Source organism: Pseudomonas sp. WHRI 8519, from assembly GCF_040224055.2.
In the GTDB taxonomy this organism is placed as follows: Bacteria; Pseudomonadota; Gammaproteobacteria; order Pseudomonadales; family Pseudomonadaceae; genus Aquipseudomonas; species Aquipseudomonas putida_X.
In genome coordinates this window covers 4,234,583-4,257,608 of the sequence record NZ_CP167996.1, presented here as the reverse complement: position 1 = coordinate 4,257,608, position 23,026 = coordinate 4,234,583, and the positions used below count along the sequence as shown (strand labels likewise).

General features: G+C 65.7%; 8 protein-coding genes. 7 read left to right on the top strand and 1 reads right to left on the bottom strand.

Annotation, left to right across the window (positions count from 1 at the left end):
- Positions 1 to 168 precede the first annotated feature (168 nt).
- The 4 genes from ABRP30_RS19395 to ABRP30_RS19380 all read left to right on the top strand — a co-directional run bounded on the left by ABRP30_RS19395 (position 169) and on the right by ABRP30_RS19380 (position 5,083).
- Positions 169 to 852 (top strand): response regulator transcription factor, encoded by a 684-nt coding sequence (locus ABRP30_RS19395; protein ID WP_016393078.1) that lies wholly within the window; start codon positions 169 to 171, stop codon positions 850 to 852.
- Complete coding sequence (locus tag ABRP30_RS19390) at positions 849 to 2,171, top strand: ATP-binding protein (protein WP_241804474.1); 1,323 nt, start codon at positions 849 to 851, stop codon at positions 2,169 to 2,171. The genes ABRP30_RS19395 and ABRP30_RS19390 overlap by 4 nt, the downstream gene beginning before the upstream one ends.
- A 244-nt stretch (positions 2,172 to 2,415) precedes the next feature.
- Positions 2,416 to 3,369: an IS110 family transposase gene (locus tag ABRP30_RS19385; protein ID WP_372490323.1), complete on the top strand. Its 954-nt coding sequence runs from the start codon at positions 2,416 to 2,418 to the stop codon at positions 3,367 to 3,369.
- Between the two features lie 322 nt (positions 3,370 to 3,691).
- A complete protein-coding gene (locus ABRP30_RS19380; protein ID WP_267817490.1) occupies positions 3,692 to 5,083 on the top strand; it encodes an aspartate aminotransferase family protein in 1,392 nt (463 codons plus the stop codon).
- Between the two features lie 86 nt (positions 5,084 to 5,169).
- On the opposite strand, the gene ABRP30_RS19375 is transcribed toward ABRP30_RS19380, so the two are convergent.
- On the bottom strand, positions 5,170 to 6,300 hold the full coding sequence (locus ABRP30_RS19375; protein ID WP_349976294.1) for a cupin-like domain-containing protein: 1,131 nt from the start codon (positions 6,298 to 6,300) through the stop codon (positions 5,170 to 5,172).
- A 180-nt stretch (positions 6,301 to 6,480) separates the two neighbouring features.
- Here ABRP30_RS19375 and ABRP30_RS19370 point away from each other — a divergent pair, with 180 nt between their 5' ends.
- The 3 genes from ABRP30_RS19370 to ABRP30_RS19360 all read left to right on the top strand — a co-directional run bounded on the left by ABRP30_RS19370 (position 6,481) and on the right by ABRP30_RS19360 (position 22,742).
- The gene (locus ABRP30_RS19370) at positions 6,481 to 16,695 is read left to right on the top strand and encodes an amino acid adenylation domain-containing protein (RefSeq protein WP_349976295.1); all 10,215 of its coding nucleotides are present in this window, start codon (positions 6,481 to 6,483) and stop codon (positions 16,693 to 16,695) included.
- Entirely contained in the window at positions 16,692 to 19,778 is a 3,087-nt protein-coding gene (locus ABRP30_RS19365; protein WP_349976296.1) for an amino acid adenylation domain-containing protein, read from the top strand. Before ABRP30_RS19370 ends, ABRP30_RS19365 begins: the two co-directional genes overlap by 4 nt.
- 432 nt (positions 19,779 to 20,210) lie before the next feature.
- Entirely contained in the window at positions 20,211 to 22,742 is a 2,532-nt protein-coding gene (locus tag ABRP30_RS19360) for a TonB-dependent siderophore receptor (RefSeq protein ID WP_349976297.1), read from the top strand.
- Positions 22,743 to 23,026 lie beyond the last annotated feature (284 nt).

The following is a 23,026-nucleotide window of genomic DNA, read 5'->3' as shown; positions in this document are numbered from 1 at the left end:
CTTTATCGTCTTCGAATGGAGATGATCATGGTGCAAAAAGACCGATGCCCCCTGCCTGAGCTCACCGGCCTTGAACGGCATGCCCACCATGGCCCGAAAAAGGCCCATAATCCCCCGTTAATCCCTTCATAGTGCAATGCCAGCCACACCACTGCGGGAGCCCCCACCATGCACGTTTTGCTCTGCGAGGACGACGACCTGATCGCCAGCGGCATCTGCGCCGGCCTCACTGCCCAAGGCTTGACCGTCGACCGCGTAGCCAACGCCGCTGCCGCCCGGGCCATGCTCCAGGCGGCGCAGTTCGATGTCATGATCCTTGACCTCGGCCTGCCCGACGAAGACGGCCTCAAACTGTTGCGCCGCCTGCGTCAGCAGGGCATCGACCTGCCGGTGCTGGTGCTCACCGCCCGCGATGCGGTCACTGACCGGGTCGACGGCCTGCAGGCCGGTGCCGACGACTACCTGCTCAAGCCCTTCGACCTGCGCGAGCTGGCCGCGCGCCTGCACACCTTGCTGCGGCGGGTCGCGGGGCGGGCGGTGAATGTGATCGAGCATGGCCCGCTGCGCTACGACCCCAGCAGCTGCGAAGCGACCCTGGCCGGTCAGCCGGTCGACCTGTCGCGGCGTGAGCAGGCCTTGCTCCAGGCCCTGCTGCAGAACCCTGGCCGGGTGCTGTCCAGCGAGCAGCTCAAGGACTGCGTGTACGGCTTCAGTGACGAGGTCGAAAGCAACGCCCTCAACGTGCATATCCATCACCTGCGCCGCAAGCTTGGCAACAGCATCGTCGAGACCGTGCGCGGCCTGGGTTATCGCCTTGGCCCGGCGCAGGCGCCAGAGGAAGCCGCGTCATGAGCCTGCGGGTGCGCCTGAGCCTGATTCTGGGCAGTGCGTTCATCATCATCTGGGTGCTCGCGGCTGCCTGGATGCTGCGCGACCTGCGCCAGCAGATGATGTTCTCCCTCGACCAGCGCCTGGTGGCGTCAGCGCGCATGGTCGCGGGGCTGATCGATCAATTGCCCAAGCCTCTGAGCGCCAAGGGCGAAGAGGCGCATTTTTCAGCCGACCAGTTCACCGTGCCCGACGGCATGGCCTGCCAGGTCAGCTCGCTGCGCGGCGAGATTCTTGCCAGCAACCACAAGCATGATGGGGGCATGGACGATGAACAGAGCGGCTTCCGCGACCAGACCATCGACGGCGCGCTGTGGCGTACCTTCACCTACAACCATGGCGATGTGCGCATCACCACTGCCGACCGCCACATGGAGCGCGAGGCGCTCAACCAGTCCATCCTGCTGGCCGCCTCGGCGCCGGTGCTGATGGCCTTGCTCGGCAGCCTGGGGCTTGTGTGGATCGGCCTGGGCAAAGGCCTGGAGCCGCTCAATCGCATGCGTGACGCCTTGCGCAGGCGGCGAGCCGACAGCGTTGAGCCGTTGCAGGTGGCGGGCTTGCCCAGTGAGTTGCAACCCTTGCTCGACACCCAGAACCAGCTGTTTCTGCGCATCGCCCAGACCCTGGAGCGCGAACGCCGGCTGACCGACGACGCCGCGCATGAACTGCGCAGCCCGCTGACGGCGATCAAGACCCACCTGCAGGTGGCCCGCATGACCGATGGCGCAGTGCGCGAGCAGGCGCTGGAGCATGCAGAACAGGGCACCGACCGCATGCACCGGACCCTGGAACAACTGCTGCTGCTGGCGCGGGTCGAAGGCAGCCTGTCGTTCGAGGATGGCGTGCAGTGCAGCGCCGAACAGGTCGCCCGGCAGGCGGTGCAGGATGCCGGTGGGGGTGATAACCGGCGCATCGTCCTGCGTCTGCCGGAGGAGGCCACGCGCATCTACCTCGGTATGCCGGCACCGCTGGCGGTGGCGGCGCTGCGCAACTTGCTGGACAACGCCTTGCGCCATGGCGGTGACTCGGAAGTGGAGCTGGAGGTGCAGATGGCCGATGGGCAGATTGGCTTCATGGTGCGCGACCATGGGCCTGGTATTGCCGCTGATGACCTGCAGCACTTGACCGAGCGTTTCTGGCGCAACGGCCAGAGCGGTGGCTGCGGGCTGGGGTTGGCGATCGTCCAGGCGATCGTGCAGCGCTGTGCCGGCAGCTTGCGCTTCGACAGCCAGAGCGATGGCTTGCGGGTGGTGCTGCAAGTGCCGGCGCGCTCGGGCGCTTGATCTGCGCCGGCTGTACCGGCCCTATCGCCGGCAAGCCGGCTTGTATGGTTAGACTTGAAGGGGTGGTGGGACTAAATGCCGGATTCTGACTGTTGACGCAGTACAGACTGTGGGAGACATCGCCCCACCCCTTCCACCAAAGCGCCGATAAAGAATGCATCGTTTGCAAACGACGATAGAAGCAAGCCAGCGCCTCTTGGTGAAAACCCTTCAAGCTCAAAAACCATAACGCGAGGAGCCGCCCATGGCAATGCAGGTAAACAAACTGATCGTGGGTGCGGATGTCGCAAAAGCCGAATTAGTGATTCATCACGATGATCGTGATGAAATTATCAGGCTGAAAAATACCAAGCCCGAAATCAAAAGCTGGCTAAAGCAACAGCCCCTCGGCACTGCAATCGCTGTTGAGGCGACCAATGTCTACCATCTGGACCTGGTTGAGCTAGCCCATGGCTTCGGTTTCGACGTTTATGTCATCGATGGTTTCCAACTGAGCAACTACAGGAAAAGTGTTGGAGGGCGGGTTAAAACTGACCCCTCTGATGCTCGGTTGCTGTCCCGATTTTTGAAAAACGAGGGCGACGATCTTCGTCCTTGGACCCCGCCTCCTGCTGTCTACGGCAAGCTTCAGAGCCTCCTTCGACGCAGAGCTGTCTTGGTGACTGCTCGCACTGCATTAGCTCAGAGCTGGACAAACGAAAGCCTGCTGAAGGCCGCCTTCAAAACCTTCGTAACATCGATAGATCGGCTGGATCAGCTGATACAAAAAAAGATTAAGGAAGTGCTACGAGAGGCTGGGCTGCACGAGCAAGTTGCCCGCTGTCAGGCGGTAGAGGGAATTGGGTTTCTTACCGCTACAGCCCTGGTAATGGCTTTTGTAAGGGGCGAGTTCAAGAGCAGTGATTCGTACATCGCATTCCTGGGAATGGACCTACGGGTTAATGATTCTGGAGAGAAGAATGGACGTCGTCGGCTCACCAAGCGCGGCTGCTCGGAAATCCGTCGTTTGCTGCATAACGCAGCAATGGCGGCCAGCAGGTCGGCCGCTTGGAAAGGGGTATATGAGCAGTACAGAAACAGCGGTAAGGCAACGACCCAGGCGTTGGTAATTCTGGCCAGGAAGCTCGCACGAGTGGCATTCGCCCTGATGAGAAATCAGGACGAATACGTTACCAAAGGCGGGAAAATGGCTTGCTGATAACCATAGAATCTCCCACTGGGCTGCGGCAGTTGCAGCAGTTGCAGCAGTTGCAGCACTTGCTGCAGTTTTTGGGGCCAGCGCAGTACCTTGTGTGCCGGCTTGCCGGCGATGGGCTGCGCAGCAGCCCTGATCACGCTAACGGTCTGACATTTGGCGCGCAGTCCAGAGCAGCGCTACGGTCGGCGTGGTCGCCGGCTTGCCGGCGACTGGGCAGCACAGGCCACAAAAAATCCCACAACAAGCGCTAAATCCTCTCCCCAGCCAAGCGTTTTCCAAGCGACAACTACCCGCACATTCGCTTGCTTGCGAGGATTTACCCATGTCGACCGCTTCCAGCCTTGCCCAGGTCCTGCCGGCCAGCGCGCCGCAACCGCTGTACGAGTTCACCGAGTCGCCCCTGCTGCAGCGCCAGCAGCAACAGGAATCCAACGCCCGCAGCTATCCGCGGCGTATCCCGTTGGCGCTCAAGCGCGCCCGTGGCATCCATGTCGAAGATGTCGAGGGCAGGCAGTTCATCGACTGCCTGGCTGGCGCCGGTACCTTGGCCCTGGGCCATAACCACCCGGTGGTGATCGAGGCCATCCAGCGTGTCCTGGCCGATGAAATCCCCTTGCACACACTCGACCTGACCACGCCGGTCAAGGACCGCTTCGTTCAGGACCTGTTCGGCATCCTGCCCGAGGCGCTGCGCCGTGAGGCCAAGGTGCAGTTCTGTGGCCCGACCGGGACCGACGCCGTGGAGGCGGCGCTCAAGCTGGTGCGCAGCGCCACCGGGCGCAGCACCGTGCTGGCCTTCCAGGGCGCCTACCATGGCATGAGTCAGGGCGCGCTGAGCCTGATGGGCAGCCATGGCCCCAAGCAACCGCTGGGTGCCTTGCTGGCCAACGGGGTGCAGTTCATGCCGTACCCCTACGATTACCGCTGCCCGTTCGGCCTGGGTGGCGAAGCCGGGGTCAAGGCCAACCTGCATTACCTGGAAAACCTGCTGCTGGACCCTGAAAGTGGCGTGCCGCTGCCCGCTGCCGTGATCCTGGAGGTGGTGCAGGGCGAAGGCGGGGTGATACCTGCCGATGTCGAATGGCTCAAGGGGGTGCGGCGCATCACCGAGCAGGCCGGCGTGGCACTGATCGTCGATGAGATTCAAAGCGGTTTTGCCCGTACCGGGCGGATGTTCGCCTTCGAACACGCCGGCATCGTGCCCGATGTGGTCACCCTGTCCAAGGCCATCGGTGGCAGCCTGCCGCTGGCGGTAGTGGTGTACCGCGACTGGCTCGACACCTGGAAGCCGGGCGCCCATGCCGGCACGTTCCGTGGTAACCAGATGGCCATGGCCGCGGGTTCGGCGGTGATCAACTACCTGGTCGAGCATCGCCTGGCCGAGCATGCCGAGGCCATGGGCCGGCGCCTGCGTGATCACCTGCAGCGGCTGCAACGCGACTATCCACAGTTGGGCGATATCCGTGGGCGTGGCCTGATGCTCGGGGTCGAGCTGGTCGATGTGCAGGGCCAGCGCGACGTGCTGGGCCACCCGCCGGCCAATCGCGAACTGGCACCCAAGGTGCAGCGCGAATGCCTCAAACGCGGGCTGATTCTGGAGCTGGGTGGGCGCCACGGTGCGGTGGTGCGCTTCCTGCCGCCGCTGATCATCACTGCGCAGCAGGTCGATGAGGTGGCGCAGCGCTTTGCCCAGGCCCTGGCTGCGGCGGTCTGACCCCTGAGGGGTGCGTTGCGCCCCATTTCTCGGCAAGCCCGCTTTCACTTGAACTGGCGGGGCATGCCCGCCGCGTTCGCTACCGCTTACCAGCCGCGCCCGGAGTTGACCCAGAAGTTCACAGACAGCGATGTCGATACCGACTCCACCTGGTGGAACCAGCCTTCTGGCAGGAACAACAGATCCCCGGCCTGCAGCAGCACTCGCAGGAAGGTAACCCCGCGCGCTTCGGGGAAGCGCTGATAATCCGGTGCATCGGGGTTGAAGTCGCAGCCGTCCAGGCCACCCTTGGGCGAGGTCGACCAGGTGCCCAGGGCCGGGCGATGGTGTGGCGCCGCCAGGATGAACGACTTGTCCCCCCACACCTGGGCGAACAGGTTGTCGGCATCGTCGCGGTGCAACGGCGTGAGGGTGCCTTTGGGGCCGATCCAGATGCGCGGTGCGATGTACAGCGAGCGCTCGAAGTAGGGCGGGTACTGGATCAGCTCGAGCAACTGCGCAGGCACGATGTTGTTGCCCATGTAAGCCGGTGGTTCGCCGTTGCTGTCACGCGGCTGCGGGTTGTCCAGGGCGTTGATGAAATCTGCCATGGACGTGGAGCGAAAGTCGCGCTCGGTGGAGAAGGTCTTCTTCACGTAGTCGCCATGACGGGTGATGCCCTGCAGTTCGGCGAAGTGCTCCAGCGAAGCCTGACGGTCGAGGTTGAACAGCTTCCACTCACGCAGGGCGTCACTGATCACCACCGGTGTGCCGTACGGCAGATAGTGGCGCTGGAAACGCTCCACATTCAGTTGCGCGGCGGGGATTCGTTCTACTTCGGTCAACTGCGGCAGGCTGGCCGACACACGTTCGCTGTAGCGCGGTGGCGTGACATGGCGCTGGTTCATGTCAGTCTTCTGCGCCGTCACGCCCTTGCGCGCCAGGTCGATGATTTGCGGCAGCAGCGTGGCCAGGCCCAGGTTGCCGCCGATTTTCAGCCGGCCGCCGGCAAACAGCTCCTCGACGTTGGCGCTGCCGGCCATGATGCCCAGCAGGTCCTGCTGGGTGACTTCGATGGTGACATCCGGCGTTGCATGCCGGCCGGCTTCGGTGCGCGGCCGGGTACCGGCTTCACACCAGTAGGCCTGCTGCGGGCCGAAGATGAATTGGAAGATGCCTTCGACGCCTACGGCACCGGCATTGGCGAACAGCTTGTTCAGCAAAGGTTGCAGTTCCACGGCGCAGCCTCTTCGTGGGGGAGGGGTGTGAGAACGGAACGAAGGGCGGGTTGCGAAATTTAGCGCGCCGCCCAGCGCTGGCCAGGGGGTTGGCGTTGGTAATTTTTTGCAGGTTGTATCCGTTTCGTAGGGATAGCCGGGCACTGCCCGTGGTACCCCACTCGTACGGAAAGCAAGCTGATGAATCCCGAAAAGTCCCTGCAACTGGCCCGCCGTTTCATTGAATTGCCGCTGGAAAAGCGCCGCCTGTTCCTTGAAACCCTGGCCAGAGAGGGCATCGACTTTTCCCAGTTCCCGATTCCGGCCGCAGTGGCGGCCGAGGACCGGCTTGCTCCATCGTTCGCCCAGCAACGCATGTGGGTGCTCTGGCAACTGGACCCGCAGGGCGGTGCCTATAACCTGCCAGGTGCGGTCCGCCTCAAGGGGGCGCTCGACGAGGCTGCCCTGCAGCAGGCGTTCACTTGCCTGCTCGAACGCCACCAGACCCTGACCTGCGTGTTCCAGCAGCAGGCCGATGAGCGCCTGTGCCAGGTGCACCGCCCGGCCGCGCCGCAGATCCAGCGTCTGGACCTTCGCGAGCTTGCCGAAGACGCCCGTCAGGGCCGGGTACAAGCCGAGATCGAGGCCGAGTCGCTGCGCCCCTTCGACCTGGAGCATGGCCCGTTGCTGCGCATCCGCCTGCTGCAACTGGCTGAGCAGGAACATGTGTTGCTGCTCACGCTGCACCACATCGTCGCTGACGGTTGGTCGATGAACGTGCTGATCGACGAATTCAGCCACTGCTATGACGCCTGCGCCGCTGGCACCCAGCCCCAACTGCCGGCGCTGCCGATCCAGTATGTCGATTACGCGCTCTGGCAGCGGCGCTGGCTCGAAGCCGGCGAGCTCGAACGCCAGCTGGCGTACTGGCAAGCCACCTTGGGTGATGAGCAGCCGGTGCTGGAGTTGCCGCTCGACCGCCCACGCCCGGCCGCGCCAAGTTTTGCAGGCAGCCGCCAGGAGCTGGTGGTGGACTCGGCGCTCGCTCAGCAACTGCGTAGTTTTGCGGCGCGGCACAACCTGACGCTGTTCATGGTGCTGCTCGGTGCTTTCGGCGTGCTGCTGCAGCGTTACACCGGCCAATGCGACCTGCGCATCGGCAGCCCGGTGGCCAACCGCAACCGTGCTGAAGTCGAGGGGCTGATCGGCCTGTTCGTCAACACCCTGGTATTGCGCCTGCAGCCGGATACCCAAACTGACGCACTGGCCTATCTGCAGGCCGTGCGGCAGACCGTGCTGGGCGCCCAGGCCCACCAGGACCTGCCGTTCGAGCGTCTGGTCGATGCGTTGAAGGTGGAGCGCAACCTGAGCCACGCGCCGTTGTTCCAGGTGATGTACAACCACCAGCCGCAGGTCGCCGACCTGGCAGCGGTCACGTTGGGCACTGGCCTGGAGCTGTCCGCACTGGAGTGGCGCAGCCGCACCACCCAGTTCGATCTGAGCCTGGACACGTACGAGCAGGGTGGCGTGCTGCGCGCTGCGTTCACGTACGCGACCGACCTGTTCGAGGCAGCGACCATCGAGCGCATGGCGGGGCACTGGCTCACCGTGCTGCGTGAGTTGGTGGCGGACCCTGCAAGGCCGCTGTGGCAACTGCCCATGCTCGACCAGGCCACCCGCCACCGGGTGCTGCAGGACTGGAACGCCACAGCTGCCAGCTACCCGCTGCAGTCTGGCGTGCATGAGCTGATCGAGGCTCAGGTGCAGCGCACCCCGCACGCGCCGGCATTGCTGTTCGACGATAGCCTGCTCAGCTATGCCGAGCTCGATGCCCGGGCCAATCGCCTGGCCCACTACCTGCGCGGCCAGGGGGTGGGCGCCGACAGCCTGGTCGGTGTCGCGGCGCAGCGCAGCATCGAGATGGTCGTAGCCTTGCTGGGGATTCTCAAGGCCGGTGGCGCCTACGTGCCGCTGGACCCGGAGTACCCTGAGGAACGCCTGGCCTACATGATCGAAGACAGCGGTATTGGCCTGCTGCTGACCCAGCAGGCGCTGCTCGACAGCCTGCCGCTGCCGCACTGTGTGCAGTGCGTGGCGCTCGATACCCTGGTGCTGGACGCCATGCCGGACAGCACCCCAGGGCTCAAGGTAGAGCCGACGCAGTTGGCCTATGTCATTTACACCTCGGGCTCCACGGGGCGCCCCAAGGGCGCGGGCAACAGCCACCAGGCGCTGACCAACCGCCTGTGCTGGATGCAACAGGCTTATGGCCTGGACGCCAGCGATACGGTGCTGCAGAAAACCCCGTTCAGCTTCGACGTGTCGGTGTGGGAGTTCTTCTGGCCGTTGATGACCGGCGCCCGTCTGGCCATCGCGGCGCCGGGCGAGCACCGCGACCCGCAACGCCTGATCCGCGCCATCGAGCGCTACCGGGTGACCACCCTGCACTTCGTGCCGTCGATGCTGCAGGCCTTCATTCACGAGCCCGGTGTGCAGGCCTGCAGCACCGTCTCGCGCATCGTCTGCAGCGGCGAAGCGTTGCCGGTGGACGCCCAGCGCCAGGTGTTCGCGCGCTTGCCGGCAGCGAGCCTCTACAACCTGTATGGCCCCACCGAGGCAGCCATCGATGTCACCCACTGGACCTGCGTCGAAGAGGGCAGGGACAGCGTGCCTATCGGCCAGCCGATCGCCAATATCCGCACCTATGTGCTCGACGGCGGTCTTGAGCCCGTCCCGATCGGTGTGGCCGGTGAGTTGTACCTGGGCGGGGTGGGCCTGGCGCGCGGCTACCACCGCCGTCCCGGGCTGACCGCCGAGCGTTTCGTCGCAGCCCCGTTCGTCAGCGGCGAGCGCCTCTACCGTACGGGTGACCGGGTGCGCCAGCGTGGCGACGGTGTGATCGAGTACCTGGGGCGGTTCGATCACCAGGTGAAAATCCGCGGGTTGCGCATCGAGTTGGGTGAGATTGAGGCGCGTCTGGCCGAGCATGCGCTGGTGCGCGAGTGTGTGGTGCTGGCCCTCGATGGCCGCCGCTTGGTCGCCTATCTGGTGCTCAATGCCATGCCTGAGGGCTGGCAAGGGCAGCTCAAGGACTGGCTGCTGCAAAGCCTCCCCGAATTCATGGTGCCCAGCCAGCTGCTGCCACTGGATGGCCTGCCGCTGACACCCAACGGCAAGCTCGATCGCAAGGCCCTGCCCCAGCCCGAGGCCGGGGCACAGGGTGACCATGTTGCCCCTCAGAGCGCGGCCGAACGCCAGCTGGCGAAGGTCTGGAGCGAGGTGCTGGGCACCGCGCAGGTGGGCCTGGATGACAACTTCTTCGAACTCGGCGGCGATTCGATCATTGCCATCCAGGTCGTCAGCCGCGCCCGTCAGGCTGGGCTGGCGCTCAGTCCGCGCGACCTGTTCCAGCACCAGACGCTGCGCGCCCTGGCCCAGGCTGCGGGCAGCGTGGACAGCCGTCAGGCCGACCAGCGCCCGGCTGAGGGCGAGGCACGCCTGACCCCGGTGCAGCTGCAGTTTTTCGACACGCCCATGCCGGTGCGCCAACACTGGAACCAGGCCGTGCTGCTGGTGCCCCGTGAGCCGCTGCAAGCGGCGCAGGTGCAGCAGGCCCTGGCTCAGGTGGTGGCGCAGCACGACGCCTTGCGCCTGCGCTTCACCCAGGCCGATGGCCAATGGCAGCAGCACCACGCGCCGGCCTCTGCTGGCGTGCCGCAGCTCTGGCAGCGCCAGGCAGACAGCGAGCAAGCGCTGGCTGCCTTGTGCGATGAGGCCCAGCGCAGCCTGCAGCTCGATCAGGGGCCATTGCTGGCGGCGATGCTGGTGGCCATGGCCGATGGCAGCCAGCGCATGCTGCTGGTGATCCACCATCTGGTGGTCGATGGTGTTTCCTGGCGCATTCTGCTCGAAGACCTGCAACGTGCCTGCCTGGGCCAGCCGCTGCCTGCCCGGACCAGCAGCTACCAGGCCTGGGCCGAGCGCCTGGCCGGGCATGCCGACGCCTGTGCGGGGCAGCTCGACTACTGGCTGGCGCTTGGCGAGGCCGGGGCGCAGGCGCTGCCACGTGACCGGGCGGTAACACAGACGCGCGTGGCCGATGAGCGCAAGGTACGGGTCAGTTTCCCGCCGGCCTTTACCCAGGCCCTGCTGCAACAGGCGCCGAGTGCCTACCGTACGCAGGTCAACGACCTGCTGCTGGCGGCCCTGGCCCGGGCCCTGTGCAACTGGAGCGGCGAGCAGCAGGTACTGGTGCAGCTCGAAGGGCATGGCCGTGAAGCGCTGTTCGACGATATCGACCTGACCCGTACCGTGGGCTGGTTCACCAGCCTGTATCCGGTCGCCCTGCGCCCGCAAGCACAGCCCGGCGCCTGCATCGCGGCCATCAAGGAACAACTGCGCGCAGTACCCCAGCGTGGCCTGGGCTACGGCGTGCTGCGTTATCTGGGCACGCCGGCGCAACGCGAGCAACTGGCGCGCCAGGCGCAACCGCGGGTGACGTTCAACTACCTGGGCCAGTTCGACAGCCAGTTCGACAAGGGCGCGCTGTGGCAGCCCGACCCTCGCGGGGCCGGGCAGGGGCAGGATAGCGATGCGCCGCTGGCCAACTGGCTGAGCGTGGAAGGGCAGGTCTACCAGGGCGAGCTGGGCATCAGTTTCGGCTACAGCCAGGCGATGTACGACGAGGTCACCATCGACGCCCTGGCCAGCGATTTCGCCACCCAGCTGCGCGCCTTGGTCGATCACTGCCTGCAACCGGGGGTCGCCAGTGCCACGCCGTCTGATTTCCCGCTGAGCCAACTGGACAGCAGCGGGCTCGCCGCTCTGGCAGTGGAGCTGGCTCAGGTGGAGGACATCCTGCCGCTGTCTCCCTTGCAACAGGGCCTGCTGTTCCATTGCCTGCATGCGGCCGCACCCGGCGACTACATCAACCAGTTGCGCCTGGACATCGACCAGCTCGACCCACAACGTTTCCAGGCGGCCTGGCAGGCGGCGCTGGACGCCCACCCGGGGCTGCGTGTCAGCTTTCACTGGCCGGTGGGCGTGCAGCAACCGGTGCAGGTGATCCGCCGCCAGGTGCAGCTGCCGTTCAGCCAACTCGACTGGCGCGACCAGGCCGTGCCGGCCGACCACCTGCACAGCCTCGCCGAGCAGCAGCGCCTGGCCATGACCGCGACGGATCAGGCGCCCTTGCTAGGCATCACCCTGGTGCGCCTGGGCGAGCAGCGCTGGCACATGATCTACACCCATCACCACCTGCTGCTCGATGGCTGGAGCCATGCCCGGTTGCTGGCTGAAGTGATGCAACGCTACAGCGGCCAGACACCCCGCCAGGCACCTGCGCACCCTCGCACCTACCTGGCCTGGCTGGCCGCGCGTGACCGCCAGCAGGACCAGTCGTTCTGGCAGGCGCAACTGCAGGGCATGCAGGCGCCGACACTGCTCGCCAGCCAGCGCCGCAGGGTTGAACCGGCTGCCTACGGCCTGTGGCAGCAACGCCTTGGCAGTGCGGCATCGGCGCAGATCAAGGCGGCGGCGCGGGCGCGCAAGGTTACCGTCAATACCTTGGTGCAGGCGGCCTGGCTGTTGCTGCTGCAACGGCACTGCCGTCAGGACACCGTTTGCGTCGGTGTGTCGGTATCGGGGCGGCCTGCTCAGGTGCCGGGCATCGAGGCGCAACTGGGGCTGTTCATCAACACCGTGCCATTGGTGGCTGCCCCGCGCCTTGAGCAGCGTCTTGATGACTGGTTGCAACAGCTGCAGGCCAGCAACCTGGCACTGCGCGAGCACGAGTACACGCCACTGGCCGACATCCAGCGCTGGGCGGGCAGAGCAGGCGAGGCACTGTTCGACACCTTGCTGGCGTTCGAGAACTACCCCGTGGCCGAGGTGCTGCAAGGTGGCGGTGACGGGCCGCGCTTCGGTGTGCCGGACAGCCACGAGCAACCCCACTACGCCCTGACCCTGTCAGTGGGCATGGGTGAGCAGTTGCAGGTCGACTATCGCGTGCGCCACGACGCCTTCAGCCTGGCCGACGTGCAGCGCCTGGCCGAGCAGTTTGGCCAGCTGCTGCAGGCGCTCGCTGGCGCGGGTAATCCATGCCTGGCTGAGCTCAGCCTGCTGGATGCCGCCAGCCGTCAGCGTTGCCAGGGGCAATGGCAGGCCGCCGACCGCAGTGTTCCGGCATGGGGTGTGCACCAGCTGATCGAGGCCCAGGCGGCGCGCAACCCGCAGGCCGTGGCCTTGGTCGCCGACGACGGCACGCTGGACTACGGCCAGCTCAATGGCTTGGCCAACGCGTGGGCGCACCAGTTGATCGCGCGGGGTATCGGCCCCGAGGACCTGGTAGGCCTGTGCAGCGAGCGAGGCCTGGCGATGGTCGTTGGCCTGCTGGCGATCCTCAAAGCCGGTGCCGGCTACGTGCCGCTGGACCCGCACTACCCACGTCAGCGCCTGCAGGACATGCTCGACGACAGCGCCGTCAGGCTGGTGCTGGGCACCCGCACCGCCGCGCAGCCACTGGCGCTGGCAGGCGCAGCCGAGTGGTTGTGGCTGGACCAGCCGCTGGCGCCGCTGGACGCCAACCCTGTGCCGCGCGCCAGCGCCGACAACCTGCTGGGGTTGATCTACACCTCCGGCTCCACCGGGCGCCCCAAGGGTGTGGCCCTGACCCATGGCGCCATCGCCGCGCACATCGCGACCATGGTCGGCCAGTACCAGGTGACGGCGCAGGACCGCTTCGTGCACTTCGCTTCGATCAACTTCGACTGGGGCACCGAGCAGTGGTTGCTGCCGTTGAGCCAGGGCGCCTGCTGCATCGTGCGTGGCGATGATATCTGGACTGCAGCCCAGGCCTTCGAGGTGATCGAGCGCGAGCGCGCCAGCGTGGTCTACTTCCCAACCCAATACGCCTGTCAGCTGGCCGAGTGGGCGCATCAGCAGGGCCGGGCACTGCCGGTGCGCTGCCTGAACGTAGCCGGGGAGGCACTGCCGCGCGAAGGCTTCGAGCGAATCCAGGCCCATTTGCAGCCCCAGCGTATCGTCAATGGTTACGGCCCTACCGAAACCGTGATCACCCCGCTGCTGTGGCAGGCCGACGGGTTGACCCGCATCGACACTGGCTATGCACCGATCGGAACACCGGTGCCGGGGCGCACCGCTTACCTGCTCGATGCAGCCTTGCAACTGCTCGACACCGGCACTGACGGCGAGCTGTACATCGGCGGCCCTTGCCTGGCGCGTGGTTACTTCGGCCAGGCGGCGCTGACCGCTGAACGCTTCGTGCCCGACCCGTACGACACGGTCGGCGGTGGCCGCCTGTACCGCACGGGTGACCTAGTGCGCCAGCAGATCAGTGGCGAGCTGGTGTTCATCGGCCGCCTGGACCACCAGGTAAAAATCCGCGGCTTCCGCGTCGAGCCCGGCGAAGTCGAAGCCTGCCTGCTGGCGCTGCCTGAGGTGCGCGAGGCGGTGGTGATGCCGGGCGGTCAAGGTGCCGACCTGTACCTGGCGGCCTGGTTGGTACCGGTCAGCGGTTCGCAGGCCGATGCCGGCCTGCGTCAGCGCATCCTCGACGCGTTGCGCGCCGCGCTGCCGCCCTACATGGTGCCGTCACGCCTGCAGCTGCTCGACAGTTTGCCGCTTAACCCCAACGGCAAGGTCGACCGCAAGGCATTGCCGGCGATCGAGGCCGACACCCCTGAAGAGGCGTTCAGTGCACCGCTGGATGCGCTCGAATGCGAGGTCGCCGAGGCCTGGGCCAGTGTGCTGGGCAGACCAGCAGTGGGCCGTTTCGAGCACTTCTTCGAGGCCGGTGGCCACTCACTCTTGGCCACCCAGGTGGTGGCGCGCCTGCACCGCGATGGCCACACCGGCGTCAGTGTGCGCGACCTGTTCAGCGCCCCGCGCTTGTGTGATTTCGCTCAGTGCCTGCGCCAGGCACAGCCAGTGAGCGATGCCGGCCCGCAACTGCGCGCCCTGGGCGACAAGGCCAGTGCACCGCTGTCGCTGGCCCAGCGCCGGTTGTGGATTGCCGAACAGTTCGCCCAGGGCAGCGGGGCGTACGGCATGCCGCTGGGCCTGCGCCTGGACGGGCCGTTGCAGCCCGAATGCCTCAAGCAGTCGTTGCAGGTGCTGGTGCAGCGCCACGAAGTGCTGCGTAGCGCGGTGGGCTGTGACGACGAAGGTGAGCCGCTGCTGCTGATCCAGGCTGCGGTAGACCTGAACCTGCCCTTGGACGACCTGAGCCCGTTGCCTGCCGCCGAGCAGCAGCTGCGCGTGCTTGAAGCGCAACTGGCCAACGTGCGTCAGCCGGTGCCCCTGGACCAGGCGCCGATGCTGCGTGCACGCCTGCTGCGCTTGTCCGGTGACGCCCATGTGCTGCTGCTCAACCTGCACCACATCATTTCCGATGGTTGGTCGATGGCGCTGATGGTCAACGAACTGATCGCCAGCTACAGCGCCCTTGCCCGTGGCCAAGCGCCCGCGCTGGCGCCGCTGGCGCTGCAGTACTCCGACTATGCGCTATGGCAGGCCGCGCGCGAGCGTGCCGGGTTGCTGCAGGCCCCGGCGCAGTGGTGGCGCACGGCGCTGCAAGGCAGCAGCGGGCGCTTGCAGTTGCCGACTGATTTGCCGCGCCCGGCCAAGGCCTCCCAGGCGGGTGAAAACCTGTATCACGACCTGCCGCCGGCTACGGTCGTGGCGGTACGTGAACGCGCCGCACAGCTGGGTGTGACGCCCTACATGCTGCTGCTGGCGGCGTTCCAACTGCTGATGCACCGCGCCAGCGGCCAGCACGATCTACTGCTGGGGGCTGATGTCGCAGGCCGCGAACACCCCGACCTCGAGGCGCTGATCGGCTTCTTCGTCAATGTTCTGCCACTGCGCTCGCAACTGGACGAACGGCTGGACTTCGCCGCGTGGCTGGCGCGCACCCGCACTACCTTGCTCGATGCCAGCGAGCAGCAGGCATTGCCGTTCGACCTGATCGTCGAGGCTGCTGGCGCGCCGCGCCATCCCGGCATGAACCCACTGGTACAGGTGCTGTTCGTGATGAACGACATGCCGGTGGCGCATGGCGGCCTGGCCGACCTGAGTGTGCAGGTACTGCCGCAGGCGGGCGGCTATTCGAAATTCGACATGGCGCTGTTCATCGACCCGGTCGCGGACGGCTGGCGCGTCACCTGGCAGTACGCCACGGAGCTGTTCAAGGCAGAACGGGTCCAGGCACTGCTGCGTGGCTGGCTGGACATCCTGGGCCAGGTGCTGGGCAACCCACACATTCAACTGAGAGAGATCACTATGGCGGTTCACAGTGAAATCGTGGCGGCGCCTGCCGCTGCCGGCGGGCAACCGAAGAAGGACAAGCTGGGCAGTTTCCTAAAGCGCGGCGCCGGCACGCCACCCCGGCCGGCCAGCGCAGTGCGCGAGGCTGCTCTGGTACCGGGGCAGGTGTTTCCGTTGTTGATCGAACCGGTCGACCCTGGCGTGAGCCTGACCGACTGGGTGGTCAAGCACCGTGCCGAGGTCGAACGCAAACTGGTGGCGCATGGCGGTATTCTGTTCCGCGGTTTCGGCTTGCAGACCCCACAGGATTTCGAAGCCTTCGCCGAGGCGGTGCAGCCCGGGCTGTATGGCCAGTACGGTGACCTGCCGAAGAAGGAAGGCGGTAAGAACACCTACCGCTCCACGCCGTATCCGGAACAGAAGATGATCCTGTTCCATAACGAAAGTGCCCACCAGGACCGCTGGCCGCGCAAGCAGCTGTTTTTCTGCGAGCTGCCGTCGCCGGTGGGGGGTGCCACCCCGGTGGTCGATTGCCGGCAGATGTACCAGCGCTTGCCCGCGCCCCTGCGCCAGCGTTTCGAGGACAAAGGCCTGCTTTACGTGCGTACGTTCACCGACAAGCTGGACGTGTCCTGGCAGCACTTTTTCAAGACCGACTCGCGTGCCGATGTCGAGCGCCGTTGCCAGGCGTCGGGTATCCAGTGGCGCTGGCTGGACAACGACGAACTGCAGATCCGCACGCCTTGCCCGGCGGTGATCGAGCACCCGGTCAGTGGTGAGAAGAGTTTCTTCAACCAGGTGCAGTTGCACCACGTGTTCTGCCTGGATGCCGACGTGCGCGAGGACCTGTTGGCGTTGTATGGCCTGGAGCGCATGCCGCGTCAGGTCTACTACGGCGATGGCAGCCCGATCGAAGACGCCGACATGGCGTTGATCGGTGAGCTGTACGAGGCCTGTGCGGTGCGTTTCGACTGGCAGGCCGGTGATGTGATCCTGCTCGACAACATGCTGGCGGCACACGCCCGCGACCCGTTCCAGGGGCCACGCAAGATCGTCGTCGCCATGGGCGACATGATGCAACGTGCCGACCTTGAAGCCCTCACCTTGAACCGCACAGGAGTGCAAGCATGAACATCACCGCCGAAACGAGTGGCCTGCCGTTGTTGCCCATGCAGTCGCTCGAGCTGACTGCACTGCCTGCCCGCTGGCAGGACGCGGCGCGCTGCATCACCTTGCAGCTCGACAACGTGCCGGCGCCCGCCGCACTGCGGGCCGCCCTGCAGCAGTGGCAGGGCCGCCATGACGCGCTGCGCCTGCGCATCGGCCAAGCCGCAGGTTATCGCGGCTTGCGTCAGTTTTTTGAGCGCGAGGCCGCGGGGGTGGAGCTGACGTGGCTGGCGGCGGGCGATAGCGCCGGCCGCCAGGCCTGGTTCGAGCGTGAGGTGGATGTGCAGGCCGGTGCGGGCGTTGCCGTGCTGGTGTGCGAGCAGGCCGAGGGGCGTTGCCAGTTGGTGCTGGGTGTACTGGCAGCGCTGGTCGACACTGCCAGCCTGCCGGCGCTGGCTGCAAGCCTTGCGGCGATCTGCCAAGGCGCATTGGAAACAACCGACGATGGCGATTTCGAACAATACCTGCAGTGGCGCAGCGAGGTGGTGGTGGATGAAGACGCCAGCACTGCGCGCAGCTACTGGAACGCGCTGAACGGCAAGCCCGCGAGCGCCCAGCAACTGCCCTGGCGCCCAGCCCCAGGCAGCCCACGCGGTGAGCGCGCGCAGGCCCGCACAGACCTCGACCCGGACGTTTTGACACGCCTGGCCGGGCTTGGCCTGCCCTTGGACAGGGTGCTGCAGGCAGCCTGGTGGCTGCTGCTGGCGCGGCTCGATGGCCAGCCTGTGCAGGTGGTGAACTGGTGCCACGACAGCCGTGGCGACTACGCCTATTTCGCCGGCAGCGCCGGGGTGTACCACAAGCAGTTGCCGGTGCTGCTCGATTATCAGGCCGAGCAGCCACTGCGTACCTGGCTGCACGGCCTGGCTGCGCAGCTGGAGCAGCATGCGGCTTGGCAGGAATACTTCAGCCCCGAGCAAACGCCCGCGCTGGCGCCTGCCGCCATCGGTTTTTGCCTGACCCCCGCCTGCCCGCCGCTGGCCGGTGGTTGGCAGGTGGTGGGCATTGACGCGCCGATGGCGGGCCCCGACCTGCTGCTGCAGGTCGACAGCGACTGCGCAGCGCCACAGGCGCTGGTGCAGTACTGGGCCGCGTGGCACAGCCCGGCACTGGCGCAGCTCCTGCTCGAACAGTACGCCACGCTGCTGGCAAGCATTGCCCAGACGCCCGACGCGAGCTTGGTCAGCCTGGGCATTGCCGGTGAACGACAGCGTCGTCTGGTGCTTGAGCGTAACGCCCAGGCCGCACTGCCAGCGGTCACCGAACTGCTGCCCGAGCGGGTCGCCCGCTGGGTGCGCGAACAGCCCCGGGCGCTGGCGATCATCGAACAAGGGCAGGGGTGGAGCTGGCAGCAACTCGACCAGCTGGCCACGGCGTTGGCCGCCCACCTGCAGGCCCAGGGCATTGGCAATGCCAGCGTGGTCGGCCTGGCCCTGCCGCGCTCGGTGCACTGGCTGGCGGCGGTGCTGGCCTGCTGGAAGTGCGGCGCTGCGTACCTGCCGCTGGACCCACTCTGGCCCGCTGCGCGACGTGAGCAGGTCAGCCGCCTGGCCGGCGCGCAGTTGCAGGTCGATGCCACGCTGTTCGAGCAGCTCGCGGAAACTTCAGCGCCGTTCGAGGCGCAAGTGCTCACGGCCGATACGGCAGCCTATGTACTGTTTACCTCAGGTTCGACCGGTGAGCCCAAGGGGGTGGTCATCGAGCATGGGCAACTGGCCGGGTACCTGCAGGCCGCTGAGCAGGCTTTGGACCTTTCGGCCTGCAGGCACTTTGCGTTCAGCGCCACGGTGGCGGCTGACCTCGGCCACACCAGCCTGTTCGGCGCCTTGCAGGTTGGCGCCACGTTGCACGTTGCCAGCGACGCCGTGATGCAGGACCCGGCAGCGTTTGCCGCGTTCGTGCGCGACGAAGGTATCGATTGCCTGAAGATCGTGCCGTCGCACCTGGCGGCGCTGCTCGACAGCGCGCAGCCTTGCCTGCCAGCGACCCTGGTCCTGGGCGGCGAAGCGCCGAGTGTGCAGTTGCTGGCGCGCATCGCACGGCTGGCGCCTCAGGCTCGGGTGTTCAACCACTATGGCCCGACCGAAGCCACGGTCGGCGTGCTGGTCCAGCCACTGCGGGCCGACGCGCCGATGGCGAGCCTGGGCCAGGTGCTGGCCGGCAACCGCGTTTACGTGCTGACGCCTGCTGGGCAACTGGCGGGCGTGGGTGAGCTGGGTGAACTGCATGTGGCCGGGCGCCAGCTGTGCCGGGGTTATCTGGGGGGCGAGCAGGGGGCGTCGCGCTTTATCGACAACCCCCTGCAAGCCGGCGAGCGTCTGTACCGCAGCGGTGATCTGGCCCGTTACCAGGCCGATGGCAGCATCCTGCTGCAGGGCCGGCAGGATCATCAGGTGAAGATCCGCGGGTTCCGTGTCGAGTTGGCCGAAGTGGAAGCGCGCCTGCTGGAGGGTGATGGGGTTGCTCAAGGTGCGGTGCTGGCGGTTGAAAACCAGCCGGGGCAGTTGGAGCTGCTGGCTTGCTACGTCGTGCACGGCGAAGGCCATGGGCTCGATGAAGCCTCGCTGCGTGCGCGGCTGGCCGAGTGCCTGCCAGCGGCCATGGTGCCAACCCAGCTGCGTCGCCTGCCGAGCCTGCCGCGCCTGGCCAACGGCAAGCTCGACCGTCGCGCGCTGCTGGAAATGCCGCAGGAGGGCGGCCAGCAGGATGTACCCCAGGACGCATTGCAGACATTGCTGGCCCAGCGCATGGCGCAGTTGCTCGGGCGCGAAAGCATCGGTATCCACACCGACTTCTTCGCGGCCGGCGGCCATTCGCTGCTGATCATCAAGCTGGTGGCTGGGATTCGTAAGTTGCTGAACTGTGAAGTGGCGCCGGCGCTGGTCTTCGAGCACCCCACCGTGGCGGGGCTGGCCGAGGCGTTGCAGGCCAACGAGGCAAACCGCGGGCAGTTGCTCAAGATTGCCCAGGCGCGCCTGCAACTGGAGCGCATGAGCCCTGAGGAAAAAGAGCAGATGCTGGCCAAGGCGAAGAACGTCACCGCATAGCTCGATCAGCGTTCATAGGGCCGCTTTGCGGCCCATCGCCGGCAAGCCGGCTCCCACCCCCTACCGCGCAGCGCTCAAGAACGGCGGTGTACCAGGGCTGGCCATCATGGGTGGGAATGTCTTGCTCAATGTCTAAAAGCTGGCGCGATCCCAGTGGGAGCCGGCTTGCCGGCGATGGGCCGCAAAGCGGCCCCAATCGCTCACCTCACCGCCACCAGCCTCCAGGTTGCCTCTCATGAGCGCTAGCTCCAGCCCCCCGTGCCTGCGAAACATTGAACGTAAATGAAAAAAGTTATCAGTTTTTTTAACGTTCGTGCGTCTTACCTGTAGGCCGCTGAAAACGTGTCGCTCGAACGCGTAAGGCTCTTATAGAAACGGTACGTCGAGACCGTCACCTACACACTCATAGAACATTCGGAGTCAGTCGCGCACATGAAGTCCAAACGTATGCGAAACAAGGGGGCAGCCTTGGCCGCCGGGCCATCGAAGTGGAGCCTGCGTGCCTCGGCACTGGTGCTGAGCCTGGCCATGGCCCACGCCCATGCCCAGCCGGTGGCGGTGGACATCGCAGCCCAACCACTGGACCAGGCACTGATCGCCCTTGGCCAGCAGACCGGCCTGCAGATGGTCTACTCGCCCGACCTGGTCAGCGGCAAGCGTGCACCGAAGGTCAGCGGCACCATGGAGCCGGACCAGGCCCTGTCGCAACTGCTGGAAGGCGCAGGCCTTACGTACCGTATCGAGAACAATTCGGTCCTGCTGATCAGCACCGACACCAGTGACGTCGGCGCCGGTGCGCTGGTCATTGGCGAAACCACCATCATGGGCCAGGGCATGGGCCAGGCGACCGAGAACACTGGCTCCTACACGCCGGGCCTGACCAGCGTCGGCTCGAAAAGCCCGACCTCATTGAAAGAAACCCCACAATCGGTGTCGGTGATCACCCGTCAGGTCATCGAAGACCGCCAGTTCACCGACATCAACGATGCGATGAAGGCCGTGCCGGGTGTGACGGTGCAGAGCAACACCTTCCGTATCCAGGACTTCTACTCGCGCGGCTTCCCGATCCAGAACATCCAGCTCGACGGTGCCGCCCCCATGGCGTTGGGTACCACCGCCGGCAGCTTCTACGCGTCGAACATTTACGACATCGCCGAGTTCGACCACGTGGAAGTACTACGTGGCGCCAGCGCGCTGTTTGGCGGCACCGGTGACCCGGGCGGTATCATCAACCTGGTGCGCAAGCGCCCGCTGGACTTCTACCAGCTCAAGTTCACCGCCTCGGCGGGCAGCTGGGACAACTACCGCAGCGAGCTGGACGTGACCGGGCCGCTGGGCTTCGATGGCAAGCTGCGCGGCCGCATGGTGGTCGCCTATCAGGACCGCCAGTACTTCGTCGACAACCGTGCCACCGACAAGCCGTTCTTCTATGGCGTGCTTGAAGCCGATGTCACCGACGACACCATGCTCACCGCCGGCTTGCGTTTCAACAAGGTCCACGAGACCGGCACCGCCTCGGCCGTGCCACGCTACAGCGACGGTGCCGACCTTGGCCTGCCACGCCATACCGGGCTGTCTACCACCTGGGCGTACGCGGACGGCTTTTCCCGCGAGTACTTCGCCAAGGTCGACCATCGCCTGAACGATGACTGGAAGCTCAACCTGAGCTACACCAACATCTACGACACCATCACCACCAACAACGCCACCACGCTGGGCTCGGTAAACCCGGTCACCGGCGTCGGCGTGACCCGCTACGGCACCTACAACACCCAGTGGAGCGAGCAGAACCTCTGGGACGTCAACGTCTCCGGCGACTTCAGCATGTTCGGCCTCGACCACCGCCTGGTGGTGGGGGGTGACTATCAAGAGATCGACAGCCGCTGGCGCGGCACTGGCCGCTTCACCACTGCCGGCGGCCCGGTCAATGTGTTCGACCCGGACTCCACCCCATGGGACGATCCTGGCGCCCGCCCGGCCATCAGCCGCGACTACAAACCCAACAGCCAGACTCAATATGGCTTGTACTCGAGCCTGCGCCTGCAACTGGCCGAGCCGTTGCACCTGATCGTCGGTGCCCGGGCACAGCGCTACAAGTTCGACCAGACCTACCAGACGGCAAACGCCGCCGGGACCTGGACCCAGCAGTCGCGGGTGGACATGCGCGAGCCGACCAAAGTCACCCCGTTTGGTGGCATCGTCTATGACCTGACGGACGAGTGGGCCGCTTATGCCAGCTACGCCGAGATCTTCAAGCCACAGCAGAACCTGCTGGCCGGGCCTGCGACCTCCGGCAGCACGCTGGACCCGATGACCGGCAAAACCTATGAGACCGGTCTGAAGGGCGAGCTGTTTGGCGGCGCGGTCAACACCAGTATCGCGTTGTACTACACCAAGCGTGAAGACCAGGCGGTGCAGGACCCGAACTACCCGTTGAGCCAGGTGGCATTCGGCGGTAACTGCTGTTACGTCAATGGTGGGGAAACCATCAGCAAGGGCATCGACATGGAAATCTCCGGCGAAATCCTGCCGGAATGGATGATGATGGCCAGCTACACCCTGAACATCAACAAGAACCGCGACACGGGCTCTGCGTTGAGCACGGTCACGCCCAAGCACATGGCCAAGCTGTTCACCACCTACCGCCTGCCCGGTGTGTTGAACGACTTCCGCGTCGGGGGTGGTGTGGACATCCAGAGCGCGACCAAGGTCAGCGGTACTGCTGCGACCTATGACGGCCTGGGCAACGTGGTGCAGTCCAATGTGCCTTTCGAATACCAGCAGAGCGGGTATGCGATCTGGAATGCGATGGTCGACTACCGCATCGACGAGCACTGGAATGTGACCCTCAACGGCAACAACCTGTTCGACAAGAAGTACTACCAGACCGTCGGTACCTCGACCTATGGCAACTACTACGGCGATCCGCGCAACTTCATGCTGACGGTACGCGCGACGTACTGATTTCAGCCAGCGTAATCAGGGCTGCCATGCAGCCCATCGCCGGCAAGCTGGCTCCCACAGGTACTGCGTAGGCCTCGAAGATTGCGCTGTACCCATCGCCGGCAAGCCGGCTCCCACAGGTACTGCGTAGCCCTCGAGGATTGCGCTGTACCCATCGCCGGCAAGCCGGCTCCTACAGGTACTGCGTAGGCCTCGAGAACTGCGCATTTCTGTGGGAGCCGGCTTGCCGGCGATGGGCCGCATGGCGGCCCCGGATCGCTTGCCCTTCGGGCATCAGGCTTGCT